Source organism: Bacteroides nordii (genome assembly GCF_019930665.1).
Taxonomy (GTDB): Bacteria; Bacteroidota; Bacteroidia; order Bacteroidales; family Bacteroidaceae; genus Bacteroides; species Bacteroides nordii.
On sequence record NZ_CP082886.1, the window covers coordinates 4,235,671 to 4,254,291 of the forward strand.

Consider the following 18,621-nt stretch of genomic DNA (forward strand, 5'->3'; position numbering starts at 1 on the left):
AATGAATCGAATACTATTAAGCAGCATCTTTACATTTATGCTGATTACCGGTACTATAGAAGCCGGCGAACACACACAATACGTAAACCCTTTTATCGGAACAGGAGCCGTGCACGGCAGCTTGTCCGGTAACAACTACCCGGGTGCCACCGTTCCTTTCGGAATGATACAGTTAAGCCCCGATACTCGCGAAGCTCCCGACTGGGCACAAGCATCGGGATATGATTACAATGACCAGACCATCTATGGATTCAGTCACACCCGCCTCAGCGGAACAGGAGCGTCAGACTTGATAGACCTTTTACTTTTACCGACAAGCGAAGGGCGTACTTCTTCGAATTTCTCCCACACAGCAGAAAAGGCTCAACCCGGATACTACCAGGTGATGTTGGCAGACGAAGGAATCAATGCTGAATTGACGGCAACCACACGAACAGGAATCCACCGGTATAGCTACCCTAACGGAAAAGAAGCACAACTCATCATCGACTTAGACCATTCAGCCAATAAAGGAAGCTGGAATCGCCGCATCATAAATTCTCAGATCCGTATCGTTAATGATCATGCTATCGAAGGATACCGCATCATTACAGGTTGGGCCAAACTACGAAAAGTATATTTCTACATAGAATTTTCCAGTCCTATTCTCTCCTCATCGTTGAGAGACGGTGACCGCCAATACGAAAACACACCCGTCATCAATGGCAGTAATCTGCATGCCATGTTGCGTTTTGGAAAGCTTAATGAAAAACCGTTGATTTGCAAAGTAGCTTTATCTCCGATATCTACGGATAATGCCCAATTAAATCTAAAGCAGGAAGCCTCACACTGGGACTTTAACCAATACACCACTGATGCCGACCGATTATGGGAAAAAGAACTGGAAAAAATCAATATCCAAGGTACCGATTTGCAAAAAACAATATTCTATACAGCTTTATACCACACCCTGATACAACCCAATACAATAAGTGATGTAAACGGAGAATATATGGCAGCCGATTACACCACCCGGCAGCTGTCTGCAAACGAAATACACTACACGACATTCTCTCTTTGGGATACATTCAGAGGTGCTCATCCACTTTATACATTACTCAACGCGGATCGTGTCACAGATTTCGTAAAAAGCATGATACGTCAATATGAGTATTATGGCTATCTGCCTGTCTGGCAATTATGGGGACAAGACAACTACTGCATGATAGGTAACCACTCCATTCCCGTCATTGTAGATGCTATCCTGAAAGGAATACCCGGAATTGATATAGAAAAAGCTTATGAAGCCGTATACAACAGTTCGGTAATTTCTCATCCCAACTCACCTTTTGAAGTATGGGAAAAATATGGATATATGCCCGAAAATATACAGACTCAATCAGTTTCCATTACTCTGGAGCAAGCTTTTGATGACTGGTGTGTAGCACAGCTTGCAAAAAAATTAGGAAAGAACAATGACCACGAACGTTTTATGAAACGCTCCGCTTTCTATCGTAATTTATTCAATCCGGAGACCGGATTCTTTCAATCGAAAAATGATAAGGGCGAATGGATAGAGCCATTTGATCCTTATAAATACGGAGCCAATGGCGGTTATCCTTTCACAGAAGGAAATGCCTGGCAATACTTTTGGTATGTACCACAAAACATACCCGACCTCATTACATTGACAGGAGGAAATAAAGCCTTTACAACAAAACTGGATACATTCTTCACCGTCAATCATCAAAGCGGTGAACTAAACGATAATGCCTCCGGCTTTGTTGGCCAATATGCCCATGGAAATGAACCCAGCCATCACGTAGCTTACCTGTATACCTGTGCTGGAGAACCCTGGAAAACACAGAAGTATGTAGCGCACATCATGAATAACCTGTACAATGATACTTCTTCGGGATATGCCGGAAACGATGATTGTGGTGAGATGTCTGCCTGGTACATCTTCGGAGCACTTGGTTTCTACCCGGTCAACCCGGCGAGTGGTGAATATATAATTGGCACTCCGATGCTGGAAAAAGCAACGATACATCTGCCCGACGGAAAGACTTTTGCAATAAAAGCTCCCCGCAAAAAAGGAAATGAGATTTATATCCGCTCCATAAAGCTAAATGGTAAGAAGTATACAAAAAATTATATCACACATCAAGATATATTAAATGGCGGTACCCTGGAATTTGTTATGAGTGCTACACCACAAAAGTAATAGTACTATTAATCATGAAAAATATGACACATTTAAAAACTTATTTAGCAGTAGCAACCCTGGCGTTTACAGGATGTCAAAGTGCAAATAATGCTGGTGAAACCGCAGAGTTGTGGTATGCCCAACCTGCAAAAGAATGGATGGAATCCCTACCTATCGGTAATGGTCGGTTGGGTGCTATGACTTATGGTGGAATCGAAGAAGAAACGCTGGCCTTGAATGAATCTTCCATGTGGTCAGGGCAGTTCAATGAGAATCAGGATAGACCCTTCGGTCGTGCTAAACTGGATAATTTGAGAAAGCTATTTTTCGAAGGAAAGTTATGGGAAGGAAATCAGACAGCCGGTGACAACCTGAATGGCATGCAAACATCTTTCGGTACCCATCTTCCTATAGGTGATCTGAAAATAAGGTTTACTTATCCTGAAGGAGATATAACAGACTATCGCCGTTCACTAAATTTAAACGAAGCAATCAGCAGTGTTTCTTTTAATGCAGGTGGGGTAAATTATAAGCGTGAATACTTTGCTACGAATCCCGATAATGTACTTGTTCTTCGCTTATCAGCAGATAAACCAAAGTCTGTCACCATGGATATGGCTCTGGATCTAATGCGTCAGTCAGAATTTACTGTCGAAGATAATCAGATGATCTTTACTGGTAAAGTAGACTTTCCGTTACACGGTCCGGGTGGTGTGAATTTTGAAGGAAGAATAGCCGTATTGACCGATAATGGCGAAGTAAAAATGGATAAAGCGGGTATCAGTGTAAGCAATGCTGATGCGGTGACAATGATCGTAGACGTACGTACCGATTATAAAAATCCGGATTATAAAGCTTTGTGCGCAACAACAGTCGAAGAGGCCGGTATGAAACCTTACGAAGCCCTGAAGCTGACGCATATAAAAGATTATTCAGATTTATTCAACCGGGTAGAACTGAACTTAGGTAAAGATTCTAACGACACCATACCTACAGATATCCGCTGGAAACAAATACGATCGGGAAAAACAGATACAAGTTTCGATGCTTTGTACTTTCAGTACGGACGCTACCTGACAATAGCCAGTTCACGTGAGAATTCACCGTTGCCAATTGCTTTACAAGGTTTCTTTAATGACAATAAGGCTTGTAATATGGGATGGACAAACGACTATCATCTTGATATAAACACGCAACAAAACTACTGGGTATCCAATGTAGGAAATTTGGCAGAGTGTAATACTCCACTTTTCAATTACATCAAAGATTTATCCGTACATGGAACCAAAACTGCTGAAGTTGTATATGGCTGCAAAGGCTGGACAGCCAATACAACTGCCAATATCTGGGGATACACCCCGGCATCCGGAACTATCATCTGGGGACTATTCCCCCTGGCCAGTTCATGGATAGCTACGCATTTATGGACACAGTATGAATATACACAGGATAAAAAGTATCTGGCAGAAGTAGCTTATCCTTTGCTAAAAGGTAATGCAGAATTTATACTTGACTATATGGCAGAAAATCCTGCTAATGGCTATTTGATGACAGGTCCAAGTATCTCACCGGAAAACTGGTTCAAAACAGCAGACGGACAGGAAATGGTAGCCTCTATGATGCCTACCTGTGACCGTGAACTGGTTTATGAGATCTTTACTTCTTGCATCCAGGCTGCTGATATTTTAGGCATTGACAAAGCATTCAGTAACAATCTGCAAACAGCTTTAGCCAAACTACCTCCTATACAACTGCGTGCAAACGGAGCCATCCGCGAGTGGTTTGAAGATTATGAAGAAGCACACCCGAACCATCGCCATACTTCGCACTTATTAGCTTTATATCCTTTCTCACAAATCACTTTAGAGAAAACGCCCGAACTCGCAGCAGCAGCCCGTAAAACGATAGAAGCGCGTCTTGCTGCAGAAAACTGGGAAGATACAGAATGGAGTCGTGCCAACATGATCTGCTTTTATGCCCGCCTGAAGGATGCGGAAGAAGCTTACAAAAGTGTAAAGACCCTTCAGGGAATGTTATCACGCGAAAACCTGTTGACTGTTTCACCAGGCGGCATAGCCGGAGCCCCGAATGACATTTATTCATTCGACGGAAATCCTGCAGGAGCTGCCGGAATGGCTGAGATGTTAATACAAAACCACGAAGGATATGTTGAATTCCTGCCTTGCTTGCCGGCAGCATGGAAAAATGGGCAATTCAAGGGTTTATGTATTCGTGGAGGAGCGGAGGTTTCGGCACAATGGGAAGATGCTGTGATCCAACATGCATCATTGAAAGCTACAGCCGACAACACGTTTACTGTAAAACTTCCTACCGAAAAGAAGTATACGGTAACCTTGAACGGAAAAGAAGTCTCGGCAAAAACCGATAGTAAGGGATTAATCACTGTTGAAATGAAAGTTCAGGATTTGCTGGAAATCAAATAAGATTCATACCATATGAAAAGAGAGGGTGCGTCAAAAGCAGATAAAGCTATCAATATGTAACTTTAGAAACGCAGATTAACGCAAATTAGCGCAAATATTAAATTGTATTTGCGCTAATTTGCGTTAATCTGCGTTTTAATAATGGCTGATTTTACTTTTACCCCCCTTTTTTATAAAGCCGGGACATCTGCATCTAAGTCATCCCCCTTTAACTGTGACGGTGCCATATGATACTTCTCTTTAAACTTCCGGGAAAAATGCGCCAGGGTTTCAAACCCTAACTCCCAATAAATATCCGAAGGTCTCTGACGCTCCTCTGCTATCTTATGATAAGCAACCTCCAGACGTTTATCAATCAACCACTTATTAGGTGTTGCGCCAAATAGCCGGATAAACTCCCGGCGAAACGTAGAAAGGCTTCTACCCGAAAACTCTGCAAAATGCTCCAAAGGGGCATTAAACATATAGTTAGCATTCATAAACTCAACCAGATCTTTCTGAACCAATGGATTACTAAACAAGGAAGCAACAATTTCCTTATCTGTAAAAGTCAACAAATGAAGACATTCTTCCAGTTTAAGTTCAATCAATCTTCTATCCAAATGAACTCCCTCATCCGAATAAACAGCAAGCGAAGCAAACAAAGCTTTCAAAAATGTATTCTCATTTATCTTCTTAAAATAGAATGAAGTATAGCTCGTGCACACTGGTACCAGATTATTCTGTGCATAAGACTTTAAAAACTTCTCCGTAAGGTTCAGGCAAAGCAAGCGGCAATATCCATTCTTACCAGGCGTTATCTTTATCTTCGAGAACCCACCACGGTTGACAAAAAAGTAATCACCTGCTCTCGCCATAATATGCTCCCCGGAATTAGACAACGCAATCATCCCCTCCACCACTTTTATCAGTTTGTAATTACGTTCATACAATTCTTTCTGTGTTGGCTTATCATAGCACACAAAATAAAAAGGCTCTTCGGATTTCCGAAACTCACGTTGATGATTCATAGTGGCAAAGATAATCAATATGACTCTTACAGACAACTAATTTTGCAACTTAGCGACAAATCCGGTAAGATAAAACAGCTTAATTTTGCAACTTGAAATTAAACAAAGAGGTATGTCAAAAAAAGAAACGACAAAAAGGTACATTTTATTCATCACCGGCTTATTTATCAATGCAATAGGAATCAGTCTGATTATCAAGGCAGGACTTGGTTCATCTCCTATTTCCAGTCTTCCTTACACCATCAGTCTCGGATTTCCTATCACACTGGGAACACTGACTTTTATTCTAAACCTTTTTCTCATAGCAGGACAGATCGTATTACTAAAGAAAGATTTTAAGAAAATCCAATGGTTACAGCTCCCCGTCTCCATCCTTTTCGGTTTTTTCATAGACCTCTCCATGCTGATACTGGCATGGGTAATGCCCGAATTCTACCCTTGGAAAATGGTTACTTTACTCCTGGGTTGCATGATTCTCGGGTTAGGAGTCAGTCTGGAAGTAATAGCCAATGTAGTTATGCTATCGGGAGAAGCGTTCGTACATGCTATCTCACAGAAGAAGAAAAAAGAGTTTGGCTGGGTGAAAATAGGTTTCGATTGTACATTGATGATTTTGGCCTGTACTTTGTCTCTGATACTATTCGGAGAGATTACAGGCGTACGAGAAGGAACTATTATGGCGGCATTACTTGTCGGCGTATTCGCACGCTTTTTCAATCATCGGTTGATTTTCCTAAATACAATGCTCAGTGACCGGACAGTTTCTGTCACTGTCGAAGTTCCTCGTAAAACACAATTCGTCATCACCATAGCACGAGAATTTGGCAGTGGAGGACGGGAAATAGGACGAAAAATAGCCAGTGACTTAGGTATTGCATTTTATGATGAAGAACTGATTAATATGGTAGCAACCGAAAATAATCTCACACCAGGATATGTGGAACAACATGAGCAGAACATTTCAAGCCAACTACTCTACGAATTCATCATGCAGGATTTCACTGTACCCATTGAGAAAAGTCTCTCTTCTGACGACGCTCTGTTTGTTGCCCAAAGTAAAGTAATCCGCAAGGTAGCAAGCCAGCATTCTTGTGTAATAGTAGGCCGGTGCGCTAATTACGTCTTACAGGATTGTGAACGATGCTTTAATATATTTCTACATGCAGATCGGGACAGCAAACTCAAAAGAATTATTAATGAATACGGAGAGCCTGCAGACAAGGCAGAAAGTAAACTGAGACGAATAAACAAAGCAAGAGCCAACCACTACAAAGCCTACACCGGCCGTACGTGGAATGACTCTAGAAATTACGATTTGTGTCTCAACACCAGCATTTTGGGTATAGACGAGGCATGCAAAATCATTGAGAAGACTGCAAAAATATACCTAAAAAGAAAGGATAAAGCCCCCATAACAATCTCATAGCAACTACTCCTCTCCTTCTCTATATTCCAGAATATCTCCCGGCTGGCAATCCAGCTCTTTACAAATCGCTTCAAGTGTTGAGAACCGGATTGCTTTTGCCTTTCCGGTTTTCAATATAGACAGATTGGCCGGCGTAATATCTATTTTTTCTGCCAATTCTCCCAGAGATATTTTCCTCCGGGCCATCATTATATCAAGGTTTACTATTATAGCCATAATTTCTCTTTTTTCAGTTCAGGTCAAATGGTAAGTTCCTGCTCTTCTTTTAATTTCACTCCTACTGCAAAAATCTCAATAAACAAAGCAAGAATAGAGAACATCATCCATGGATATTTTATAGAGTAACTTTTCACTTCATACCCATCCAAAAGTATTTGCGAAGTCCAATCACTATACAAAAAGTAATTTCCACCCTCCATACAAACTCCCAACAGAATGACAGAGTAAATAAAGTAACGCATACGCTTTACATTTTTCCGTGTAAATACATCACCACGGATAGCAGAAAAGACAACCCGGACCAGACAATAAATACCGTATATACATAAAATAATAAACGGTACAATACAACATTGATACATCATATACCAGGAAGGAGTTTTCACAACGGTGCGTATACAAGCAACGGAGTAAGGCACCTTTTTATCAAAAGTTTTGTTCAACAACGAGTCTTCAACAACCGGCTCTGCCTTCACAGAGAAATCGGTAGTATATGTACCTTTCTCACCAATATACTCTCTCGAATCACCTGCTTCATTCCAGCCATCTATAAAGCCTGGCACAGCATCTTTCAATGCAGTTACCATAAACATAACAAAAACCAATATACCCAATATTTTTATAGCTTTCATCTTTCCCATAAATATCCTTTCAGACACAAATTATTAGATAGTGAGTTCCTGCTCCTCTTTCATACGGACACCAATCTTGAATACACATCCGATAAATAAAATAAATACTCCAAGCAAAATATAAATCAGATAAGTCTGCCGGAGATTGCTCACAGAGACAAAAGTTCCGAAAAAGCCTTGCAATAACCCATTCAGTTCGACAATTCCTCCAATAGCCACAATCAGAGTAGAGTTCTCCTTCGTAAATACCTCTTTACGTTTCACATTACGAAGCAGGCAGAAGATAAGAATACTACATACAGCCATTGCCAATAGAGTAACACTTTGAGGAAGCATAATCCACAAGAAATCGTCGGTGTCATCTTTCCCTAAATCAAAACACAACATCGCATTTTGAATAAAGCTAATCAGCAAGCAGCAGAAACAGATAAACATCAAGCATGTCATCACCACTTCCAACTCTTGTTTCGGATCTTTGCTAAACAAACTTTTCATACTCGTTTCCTTTCTTAAATAGTTAAATCCTGCTCTTCTTTCATTCTTAATCCGATAGCAAAAATCTCACCTACAATCAGGGCTACCAACCCTAAGGTTAAAGTCAACTTGGATACAAGACCAGATAAATTCAAAGAATATCCCGGTATTGAGAATGCATCCGATAGTTCATAAGCCGAGATATAAGCAGGAAGAGCATCGCAAATAAAATTAAGAATGAGAATAGCTCCCAACCAGCGAAGGCGGCGGACATTCTTCCAACTGAAAATATTCGATTTATTAATAGCTACTATCAATTTAAAGAAGAAGACCACAGAGAAAATCATAGTGAAAATGCCAATAAAATTGCACAACATAGAGGTAAACTTAAACCACAGATTAATCGGTGTATTCACACTCACTATCAATTTGCCATAAATAGCTGGAACAAACTTTCCCGATTTCTCATTATACACTGAATCTTTCAGATCAACAAAATCATCCGGAAACAAAGAGATGGATTTCATATTGTGTGTTCTCTTCAATTGTTCTTTATCATGCTCTGCATTCATTCCCACCTGGAAACCGGCCATAAATGCATTACTAAAATAGTAAGCAGACTCAAACACCGAGTAACAAAATACCAGCATTACCAATAAACAAAGTATATTCAATCTCCTTTTCATGACAATCAATTGTTTTCAGTCAATATTTCTATGTTATTATCTTTTTTCCAGGGATAAGCTACTGTCGTTCGTTTCATCAACCAATAACACCCTACCAGCAATACAGCTGCCACACAAGTGATTATCAGATTGGCCGTACCACCAACAAGAGCATCCATATCCTCCACACCGGGGTATTTTATATTAATATAAACCGATATGCTATTATTTAATATGTGCATCAGAATACAAGGTATCAGACTCGCTGTTTTGTAATAAACCCATGCTAAAAGAAGACCGATAAGAAATGCGGGTACCACCTGCACCGGATTAATATGGAATATCCCAAATATCAAAGCCGAGATAAAAATGGCTTTTGCAGGATTATATTGTTTCAACAAAGCCTTGGTGATAGCGCCACGGAATAACAACTCTTCAAGGATAGGCCCTACAACAGCTATGGCAACAATTCCTCCCCAACCGGATTGCAAAATATCGAAAGCCTGTTCCATTATATTGGGTAACCACTTCATGTGAGATATCAATGTAGAAGCCAACCACGAGCAAGAGAGAAGGCTAACCACACTCAGCACCAGATAAGAAGGGGATACTGTAGACCAGGTTACTTTTTCATTACTGATATAACCTGCTTTCCAAAGGTAGAAAAGCATTAACAGAATACCGGTCATCTGTGCCGGAATCATTATCATCTGCATCAGCGCCTCTTTATCTATCCCACCGGTAGTGGCAAACAAATAAATAGCACAGGGAACTGTTATCAGAATAGGTGACAGAATCTGTAAAATTGCAAAGTAAATAAGAACCAGTTTTATCGCAGTTTTCATTTCATTTTTATATTAAAGGGATGCAAAGATAATTGTTTTAATTCAGACTATCGGCCTCCATTGCGAGATAATCCCCGCACAGTAAATACTGGTTTGCTTCCCAACTTTCTTCGTTCTGATTCCATTTATAAAGCACGTATGACAGAATTTCATTTTCAAGTCCTTTGCTATAAACAGCCTTTTGCGGATTCAGCGAGAAGTCTTGCGTTTTGCTATCCCATGCAGCATACTCTACTATTGAATTATTTCCGGATTCGGACATGCTGATCAAATAATAAGGTACCCATTTCTGTTCTCCCTCGCTCCAACGATAGGCTTTCTTTACTCCGCCCTTCCCCTGAGCGTCTTTGCTATATTCATATTTCAGTTTCGGAGTAAGATACTTTCCGCTTTTATCAAGAGAGTATACCGTTTCAGCATTCTCGCTCTTATTATAAACGAATTTAGAAGAAGTCTGTGCACTAACTGCAGAACTACACAAAAATAAGGCTAACATTGAGATAGATACAACCAGCATCGAGATACTCATAAATGACTTTTTCATAAGACTATGTATTTTTAATTGTTATTCAATGATTATTTATCGTTTTTCGATATGCAAAGGAAAACATTATTTTTCATCTACCAAAGAAAAACGATAAAAATTTATCGATAAACAATAAAAAGTTTTTTTTTGCGGCTTATTTGCTCAATTACTGAGTATGATCTATTTCTTCTTTTCTACCTCTATATAATTCTAATCAACATTTAATGCTCCCAATAGTGTCAACACAAAAAACTACACACTATCATTTTAGAAACACGAACTAAAGCTCATAGATAAACAGAATAGGATTATTTTCATCATCCATGGCATTCAATTTATTTATAAATTCCATTTTAAGCTTATTTTTGGAGGAATGCTCTAAAGATACATCCATCATATTTTTTAAACGAGCAACCGGCCAGGCAACAACTATCTTATTCGTATTCCCAATTACCTGTACATTGCTACTTCCCACATCCACTGTTGAATCTAAAAGAAAGAGATGCCGTGTCATCTCTCCACTTTGTTTATCGCATACAAAAAGGCCAATATTAGTTGTAAATAATACACGTCTGGAATTCTCTATCACTTCTTCTAAAGATACTACATAATGTTTCTCCCTACAAAGATCCAGAAATTCAAAAGATTTCATCTTGCTTTCTAATAAGCTTTCAGGCAATGTGCATTCTTTGAAATCCAATTTATATTTGGGATAAACCTTCCCATATTTAGCTTCATATATAGTATTATCAAATCCTCTCACAATATGGATAGAAGAGTCTTGTGTCATAGAATTCCCATGACCAAAAAGGGTTACAGTGCCCAATTCATTATTTTCAAATACCTTTCCATGCTCCAATATGTCTGCTTTGTGATTCAATTGCCGATCATAAACAGCTACTTCCTTCTTTTTATTCACATTTGTGTTGTCATGAAAATAAATATATCGCCCATCTGTACCTAAATGACTATAGTACCGTTCGCCTAAAGATTCCTCCCTAAGAAACTTGCCTTGATAGGAATAGAACTGTACTTTAGAGGGATGCGCACATAATACTACAAGTTCTTTATTCAGATTATCCACACTGATATCACCTATATTAATATATTCCTTCGGACCTTTCCCCACGTTCCTTATTCTATTTATATACTTCCCGTCTTTATCGTAAACAATAACACTGTTAGATTGCTGATCAAGAACAAAAAGAGTATCTTCTGCCATACAAATACGATCTATTTGCCCAATTAATGCCAGATCATTTGTTTCCAGAGGTATTATTTTCTTCGATTTAAAGAAAACAGTATCTTCTAATACTCCTCCAGCTTCTTTAAAAGTGAATGTTTTTACATCTGGTATATTATGATCTCTCGCATTTGAGTTTTTGTAACAAGTAAATAATATAAAACACAGTATGAAAATAGTTGGCTTCATAGGCATTAATTGTATTTTTTAGAATTTATATAAGTATTACTACAAAGATAAAAGGAGTTATAAACACACACATGTCTATCTCTGCCAAATAGGTATTCAAACCTGTTATATAATTGAAAAGATACAAATTAGGCAAGAATAAACACATACATTTTAACCAGACTTTGAGCATACCTTACCATTTTGTAATTATTCAGGAAAGAAAAGAAGCTACAGAAAGAAAAAATAGAACACTTTTTGCATTAAAATATTCACACAAACAATCCAAAACACAAACACTTCATTATCAATGTATTAAATATTGTTTTTTTTTGCTCGTAGAGAAATAAGATGAAACTCGTAGAGAAATGGGATGTTTCTCTACGACCAACAAGACAAATCTCTACGACCAACAAGCAGAAAATTCATAAGACATTACAAATAAAACAAGAATAAGAAATAGCTAGCTTTTCTATTGTAACAAAATAATCATCATTAATCATATGATCATTTAATGGAAAATATAAAGTCACTTGACCCACTATTATAAAAGTTCTCTGACCCACCTTTATAACTAAAACTGATCCATTGAAATTATAATAAAAATTGACCCTATAGAATTGCGATATTCCAGTTTTGTTTTTGTACTTTAAAACGAAGCATATACCAGTAGGATATTTCTACTCTGAAGCCAAATAACTTCAAACTCCCCTTACACATGTAAAAAGGGATAAAACAAGAGAAATATAAGAGGTAAAGGAGAAAAAAGACAGACAATTATTTTTATCAGAGAAAGTTATCGGATTATCAAATTATTCCTATCTTTGCAATGCAACCAAGAAATGGGTGCATCGTTTTTATTGAACGACGGAGAAATCTTATTGTTATCTGCCATTGAAATCTGGTAAATTTTAACACATGCAGATAATAGGTGAGACTCTCCACGTCCAAGATGCATATAACTTTGTTATATACCATCTGGGCGTGGAGCTATTGCGTATTATTTATGTGTGGGCTTACCAGAGCCTCAATGGGATAATATAGTATATAGCTTCCACGCCTTTTTATACATGCATGGAAGCCTTTCAATCGGTTAAAACACACAAATATATGAACGATTATTCCTGCCCTTGTCTTATGAAAACCGATCTGGAGCAATCGGTTGATAAGATCTCCTTTCTTAAAGAGTACTACCCCGGCATTGAATCTCCCGGATACATTGAAGCGCTGCCCAAACAAGAATTACTGTGTTGCCTATGTCTGCTCGACAGCATTCTATTTTCTATCGAACAGGAATACTATACATGTACCGTTACAGAACTGATCCGCCTATATCGATGCAGAGAAAGAGTAGTGAAACGTTTCCTTTAAGAGAATATTTATTCAAGAAAATGAATACGATAATAAAGGATTGCAAGAGTATACACTTTTCTACAACAAGAATGTACATTCTTATGTATCAAGAATGTACATTTTTGCGATACAAAAGTGTACATTCTTTTAAGCATTGATTATCACGAGTTTACAGCAACAGAGTTTCTACCGCTGCTGCATCTTTATGGAGTTGTGCAATAAGCCCTTCTATCCCGTCAAATTTCATCTCAGGACGGATGTATTGCACAAAAGAGATACGAATAAATTTATCATAGATATCTGAATGGAAATGAAGGATATGCACTTCAATACTTCGATTCATCCCATTATTAAGTGTAGGGCGATGACCAATATTCAACATACCGGCATAGGTACATCCATCAAAACTGACTTGCACAGCATATACTCCATCCGCAGGGACAAGCTTATCAGGATCGTCTACACTGAGATTAGCTGTTGGAAAGCCTATTTTACGTCCAACCTGATAACCGCTAACCACCGTCCCATCCAAAAAATAATCATACCCAAGACAACGCGCAGCCATCTTAACATCTCCCTGATGGAGATAGTCACGAATCACGGAAGAACTGATATGGATCTCCTTATATATATACGCGCGCGCAAGAACTATCTGCATACCGATTTCTTCACCATAACGGCAATAATCTTCAAAGCTCTCACTACGATTATGACCAAAGCGATGATCGTAACCAATTACAAGCGATTGTACCTGGTAACGTTCCTGCAAAATGGTAGTCATAAAATCCCGGGCAGTAAACCAGGATATCTCCGGAGTAAAATCGAGCATAATGCAATAATCTACTCCGGTTTCAGCCAGTAATGCAATCTTTTCGTCCTGCGTAGTGAGTAACTCCGGATGATAATCGGCCTTCATCACCTTACGGGGATGAACAGGAAAAGTAATCAAAGCCGAACGTAACCCACGGGTAGCAGCTACCTCCTTCACCTGTTCAATGAGGAAACGGTGACCTGTATGTACTCCATCGAAAAATCCAATGGTAGCCACACATGGCTCGAGTAATGTACCCGGTATATTACGAATAATCTGCATCAGTCAGTAAAATCGGTTTAATTAAAGATATGGCTCCAATTTTCGTTTGCCTGCGGCGTATAAGTAGAAATACCCAATGCCTGGGCTGCCAGACAGTTCGCCTCCGAATCATCAATAAAAAAAGTCTCTTTCGGGTCGATATTGGCATCTGCAAGTACTGTTTCAAATATCTCTGTATCGGGCTTTACCATCTTCATCTCAAACGAAAGATATATCTTTTCAAAATAATCTTCCACCTGGAAGCCACGATAAGGAAAAACATTCTCACAAGACCACTTCCAATGAATATCGTTGGTATTACTCAACAGATAAACCACATACTTTTCACGAAGTTTCAGCAATAAATCAAGTTTGTAAGTAGGAATATCCACCAGAAAAGAGTTCCAGGCATCATCAATCTGCTGATCTGTTAATGGCTTCCCTACCATCTGCCGGATAACGTCACGAAACTCAGCAGAAGTTACCAATCCCTTTTCCTGCTGCATAAAGATACCCTGCTGATGATAAACATTCAACAGTTCATCTACATTTTGCAATCCCAACTTTTTAAAATTCTCAATACAACGCGGACGATCGAGATTTATCAGAACGCCCCCAAAATCAATAAGAAGGTTTTTTATTCCTTTTCTTTTCATCTTTTATTTATGTATTAAACGCTGAACGAAGCGGATAAGTTCTCCCACCCACAGAACGAGTGATGAGGTACCTATTATGATCAGCCACGTCTGCCAGTCGAGCGGTTCGGTACGGAATACTGCTCCACCAAACTGTACGATCAGAATCTGTCCGCCAAGGATAGCAATCACAATCAGCTCCATGCCATACGATTTGGAAAGTCCCTTAAATGCCGAGTCGTTTGTTCCAAACACACGGGCATTGAACAGGTTCCAGAATTGCAGCATAACAAAGAAAGTGAAGAAGATTGTAAGACGGTGCACGGTCATTCCACCTTCAGCATTCGTATAATAGTAAATCATACCCAACAATACTATCAGGAAAACGGTACCGACCCCGAATATATTGTACTGCATCGCTTTACTGATAATAAAATCAGTGCTGCGACGGGGTTTTTCATTCATCACGGTTTCACTTGGCGGAATAGAAGCCAATGCCAGAGCAGCAAATGTATCCATAATTAGGTTCACCCACAACATCTGAGTCACGGTCAGCGGCAAAGCTGTGCCCATAAATGAACCGAGCAATACGATAAGCAGTGCAACAAAGTTGATTGTAAGCTGGAATACGATAAATCGCTGGATATTTTTATAAAGCGAACGTCCCCACATCACAGCCGTACCGATACTGTTGAACGAATCGTCAAGCAAAGTAATATCGCTGGCTTCCTTGGCTACGGAAGTTCCCGTACCCATTGAAAGTCCTACTTGTGCATGGTTCAATGCGGGAGCATCATTGGTTCCGTCACCGGTTACAGCAACTACAGCCCCTTTCTGTTGCAGCAACTGCACCAGACGTTGTTTATCAGTAGGACGGGCACGAGACATTATCTTCAAATCCATCACCCTGTCCAGAGCTTCCTCATCGGTCAACTCGGCAAAGGCAGTACCGGTAATCCGGTTACGTTCCGTATCCTCGGAATTCCAAAGTCCTATCTGACGGGCTATTTCAGTAGCCGTACCCGGAGTATCGCCCGTTACAATTTTAATGCCAATACCTGCCGACTGACATTTTTCCACAGCAGCCGGAACGTCGGGACGAATCGGATCGGAGATAGCAACAACCCCTAAGAAGTTAAGATCATTGGCAGCAACCAACTCGACACAATCATTAGGTGCATTATCATCCACTATTTTAAAAGCGAATCCTAACGTACGCATTGCCATATTTTGATAGCCCAACAACTGCTCTTCTACCGTAGAACGATATTCAACCGTATCCACCCGCTTGCCGTCGAGGATTACCTCCTTACATTTTCCAAGTACAATTTCGGGAGCACCTTTTATATATAGCACTTTTTTACCGATAAGGGGAGACTGTACCAAAGTAGCCATAAACTTACGCTCGGTAGAGAAAGTCAGCTGATCCAGTACAGTAACCTGTTCACGGAATTCCAGATAGTTCTGTTGTTGAGCGTTGAGCCACAAAAGCAATGCTACTTCCGTAGGATTTCCTACACCTTTTGGTTTTTCACCTTCACCGGTTTCTTCAAGAAAAGCGGTAGAATTGGCACTGATACCTTCTATCACCAATTTGCTGATATCATCACCGGCAAGTACACCTCCATCTTTTAATCCATAGAAATTCGGTTCATGTACCTGCATCAGGTTCTGAGTCAGCGTACCAGTCTTATCCGTACAGATAACGGTAATAGCTCCCATCGTCTCACAAGCATGCATTTTACGCACAAGATTGTTGGTAGAAAGCATGCGACGCATATTCAGAGCTAAGCTGAGCGTCACACTCATCGGCAAACCTTCGGGTACCGCAACTACAATCAATGTAACAGCCATCATGAAGTACTTCAGTACTATCTGGGCTATGGCCATATAGTTATGCCAACCTACGATTTCATTGGCCGAAATATAGTGATATAAGTCTTTTGAAACAAAAATGATAAAAGTAGCTCCTGCTACAGTAAAGCCAATCTTACCTATCAGTTTGGCCAGTTTGGTAAGTTGTATGTTCAGCGGAGTAGGTTCACCACTCTGTTCCGTACTTTGCCGGGCTACCTTTCCGATTTCCGTAGCATCACCAACACGAAGCACCTTCATCATACCGTGACCATCAACTACCGTCGTACCCCGCATCACCATGTTGGAGGCATAAGTCGCTTCGTCGTCAAAATCAGCTTCGACAATCGTCTTATTAATAACCGGCTCACCCGTCAGATTGGATTCATTGACCTGTAGAGAGATGGCTTCCACCAACTCACCATCGGCAGGAATCTCCTCACCGGTCTCAAGCACTACAATATCTCCTACTACAATGTCTTTTCGGGGGATTTCCTGAATTCGTCCGTTACGAATCACTTTTACAAGTGTTTCTTCGTTGACAGCATTCAGCAAATCAAATTTTTTGCTTGCATCATACTCAAAAAAGAAACCGATACCAGTAGCCAGCAAAATAGCAACTATGATACCGATAGTCTCAGCATACTCATTCTCTATAATCGAAATAATCAGAGAGAAAACAGCAGCAACGAGCAGTACGCGTACAACAGGGTCTTCAAACTTTTCCAGATAAAGTTTCCAAAGAGAAGGACGTTTAGGAGGTGTTAATAGATTTACACCATTTTTTTCCCGACTTTCCAAGACCTCACTATCTGTAAGGCCTAAATGATAATAGTCATTGTTTTTTGCAGTCATTCAGATACATGCGTTAAATTTAGGTTGCAAAAATACAACATTAAATCGGCATAGAATGTTTATTAATTTTTTTTAAGGAGTAACATTTCCGTGCATTTTAGTCTTTGCCAATGCACGCTCTGCCTGCTTTTGACGAGTGATATCATGGACAGTGATCACCATCCGGTCTTCACCGTTTAACAAAAGATAAGTTCCGGAAACAACAGCGTCGCATTCTACGGATTCATAACCAGAGGTACACACGTTTAAGGTAGCTTCCAAATCTGTAAAACTCTTCTTTTTATCAAAAGCCTCCTGTATGGCACGACGTACCGGACAAGAACCACAAAGCTCATGTGTTCCGCACCCACCTGATGCAGACATCGCATTACGGCACTGCAACAGATCTCCCACTTTCTTCTCCGCAGCTCCTTTTTTAATGCCTGTACGTCTGTAATAGTTTGTTTTCAACACAACAAAACCTGAGTCTATCAGTAAAACAAAAGCATGTACACTCTGCAATATTGCCCCTGCAATATAGCTTGTCTTTCTCAGTTCATCCACCTCTTTTTTTAATGCCCGGCGCACCTGTACTGCTTTTCTTCTTTCCCAAAGAAAGGCAACTAAAAGAACTGAACATAAAATAACTAAACCTATTTCCATTCTCATTATTCTTTTATCAACCGGTTACCTATTATCCAAATACATACCGCAAAGATACCTTTTTTCTATGGTAAAAAAAGAAAGGGCAATGAACAATCTGTATATTTTTTATGTTATATTTGTAGTAAACTTTAAAAAAGAAATATGAAGAAGTATATTTGCACCGTGTGTGACTACATTTACGACCCGGAAATGGGCGATCCTGACAGTGGTATTGAACCAGGCACAGCTTTTGAAGACATCCCGGATGATTGGGTATGTCCTCTTTGCGGAGTGGGGAAAGAAGACTTTGAAGAGTATAATGAATAGTGATAAACGGGTTAGTGATTAGTGCCATGCGGTTACAACGCAGTGAACTAATCACTAATCCGTT

17 protein-coding genes are annotated in these 18,621 nt (G+C 39.7%); 5 read left to right on the forward strand and 12 right to left on the reverse strand.

The window, feature by feature from the left end; genetic code table 11:
* Nucleotide 1 precedes the first annotated feature (1 nt).
* Entirely contained in the window at nucleotides 2-2,203 is a 2,202-nt protein-coding gene (locus K8P02_RS16750) for a GH92 family glycosyl hydrolase (RefSeq protein ID WP_025867032.1), read from the forward strand.
* 23 nt (nucleotides 2,204-2,226) lie between these two features.
* A complete protein-coding gene (locus K8P02_RS16755) occupies nucleotides 2,227-4,629 on the forward strand; it encodes a glycoside hydrolase family 95 protein (protein ID WP_223381551.1) in 2,403 nt (800 codons plus the stop codon).
* 170 nt (nucleotides 4,630-4,799) lie between these two features.
* On the opposite strand, the gene K8P02_RS16760 is transcribed toward K8P02_RS16755, so the two are convergent.
* Complete coding sequence (locus tag K8P02_RS16760) at nucleotides 4,800-5,639, reverse strand: helix-turn-helix domain-containing protein (protein ID WP_025867033.1); 840 nt, start codon at nucleotides 5,637-5,639, stop codon at nucleotides 4,800-4,802.
* A 112-nt stretch (nucleotides 5,640-5,751) separates the two neighbouring features.
* Here K8P02_RS16760 and K8P02_RS16765 point away from each other — a divergent pair, with 112 nt between their 5' ends.
* The gene (locus tag K8P02_RS16765; protein ID WP_025867034.1) at nucleotides 5,752-7,065 is read left to right on the forward strand and encodes a DUF6198 family protein; all 1,314 of its coding nucleotides are present in this window, start codon (nucleotides 5,752-5,754) and stop codon (nucleotides 7,063-7,065) included.
* 3 nt (nucleotides 7,066-7,068) lie between these two features.
* On the opposite strand, the gene K8P02_RS16770 is transcribed toward K8P02_RS16765, so the two are convergent.
* The 7 genes from K8P02_RS16770 to K8P02_RS16800 form a co-directional block, all read right to left on the reverse strand.
* Nucleotides 7,069-7,281 (reverse strand): helix-turn-helix domain-containing protein, encoded by a 213-nt coding sequence (locus K8P02_RS16770; RefSeq protein WP_002558173.1) that lies wholly within the window; start codon nucleotides 7,279-7,281, stop codon nucleotides 7,069-7,071.
* 23 nt (nucleotides 7,282-7,304) lie between these two features.
* A complete protein-coding gene (locus tag K8P02_RS16775; protein WP_002558174.1) occupies nucleotides 7,305-7,925 on the reverse strand; it encodes a DUF2975 domain-containing protein in 621 nt (206 codons plus the stop codon).
* A gap of 24 nt (nucleotides 7,926-7,949) precedes the next feature.
* On the reverse strand, nucleotides 7,950-8,411 hold the full coding sequence (locus K8P02_RS16780; protein ID WP_002558175.1) for a DUF2975 domain-containing protein: 462 nt from the start codon (nucleotides 8,409-8,411) through the stop codon (nucleotides 7,950-7,952).
* 14 nt (nucleotides 8,412-8,425) lie between these two features.
* Nucleotides 8,426-9,076: a DUF2975 domain-containing protein gene (locus K8P02_RS16785; RefSeq protein ID WP_002558176.1), complete on the reverse strand. Its 651-nt coding sequence runs from the start codon at nucleotides 9,074-9,076 to the stop codon at nucleotides 8,426-8,428.
* Between the two features lie 5 nt (nucleotides 9,077-9,081).
* On the reverse strand, nucleotides 9,082-9,900 hold the full coding sequence (locus K8P02_RS16790) for a CPBP family intramembrane glutamic endopeptidase (RefSeq protein ID WP_002558177.1): 819 nt from the start codon (nucleotides 9,898-9,900) through the stop codon (nucleotides 9,082-9,084).
* Nucleotides 9,901-9,937: 37 nt separating this feature from the next.
* On the reverse strand, nucleotides 9,938-10,444 hold the full coding sequence (locus K8P02_RS16795) for a DUF3836 domain-containing protein (RefSeq protein WP_002558178.1): 507 nt from the start codon (nucleotides 10,442-10,444) through the stop codon (nucleotides 9,938-9,940).
* Nucleotides 10,445-10,706: 262 nt separating this feature from the next.
* The gene (locus K8P02_RS16800; protein WP_162173709.1) at nucleotides 10,707-11,858 is read right to left on the reverse strand and encodes a 6-bladed beta-propeller; all 1,152 of its coding nucleotides are present in this window, start codon (nucleotides 11,856-11,858) and stop codon (nucleotides 10,707-10,709) included.
* Nucleotides 11,859-12,947: 1,089 nt separating this feature from the next.
* Between K8P02_RS16800 and K8P02_RS16805 the strand changes: the two genes are divergently transcribed.
* Nucleotides 12,948-13,208: a hypothetical protein gene (locus tag K8P02_RS16805; RefSeq protein ID WP_002558181.1), complete on the forward strand. Its 261-nt coding sequence runs from the start codon at nucleotides 12,948-12,950 to the stop codon at nucleotides 13,206-13,208.
* Nucleotides 13,209-13,359: 151 nt separating this feature from the next.
* Here the strand turns inward: K8P02_RS16805 and K8P02_RS16810 are convergent, their stop codons facing one another.
* From K8P02_RS16810 to K8P02_RS16825, 4 genes are all read right to left on the reverse strand, one after another.
* Nucleotides 13,360-14,283: a bifunctional riboflavin kinase/FAD synthetase gene (locus K8P02_RS16810; protein WP_002558182.1), complete on the reverse strand. Its 924-nt coding sequence runs from the start codon at nucleotides 14,281-14,283 to the stop codon at nucleotides 13,360-13,362.
* A 17-nt stretch (nucleotides 14,284-14,300) separates the two neighbouring features.
* Nucleotides 14,301-14,918, reverse strand: a complete 618-nt coding sequence (locus tag K8P02_RS16815; RefSeq protein ID WP_002558183.1) for an HAD family hydrolase — start codon at nucleotides 14,916-14,918, stop codon at nucleotides 14,301-14,303.
* A gap of 3 nt (nucleotides 14,919-14,921) precedes the next feature.
* Complete coding sequence (locus tag K8P02_RS16820; protein WP_002558184.1) at nucleotides 14,922-17,606, reverse strand: calcium-translocating P-type ATPase, PMCA-type; 2,685 nt, start codon at nucleotides 17,604-17,606, stop codon at nucleotides 14,922-14,924.
* 72 nt (nucleotides 17,607-17,678) lie between these two features.
* Nucleotides 17,679-18,248, reverse strand: coding sequence for a nitrogen regulation protein NR(II) (locus K8P02_RS16825; RefSeq protein ID WP_002558185.1), 570 nt, complete (start codon nucleotides 18,246-18,248; stop codon nucleotides 17,679-17,681).
* 144 nt (nucleotides 18,249-18,392) lie between these two features.
* On the opposite strand from K8P02_RS16825, the gene rd reads away from it, so the two are divergent.
* Nucleotides 18,393-18,557: a rubredoxin gene (gene rd / locus K8P02_RS16830; RefSeq protein ID WP_002558186.1), complete on the forward strand. Its 165-nt coding sequence runs from the start codon at nucleotides 18,393-18,395 to the stop codon at nucleotides 18,555-18,557.
* The last annotated feature ends 64 nt before the right edge of the window (nucleotides 18,558-18,621 follow it).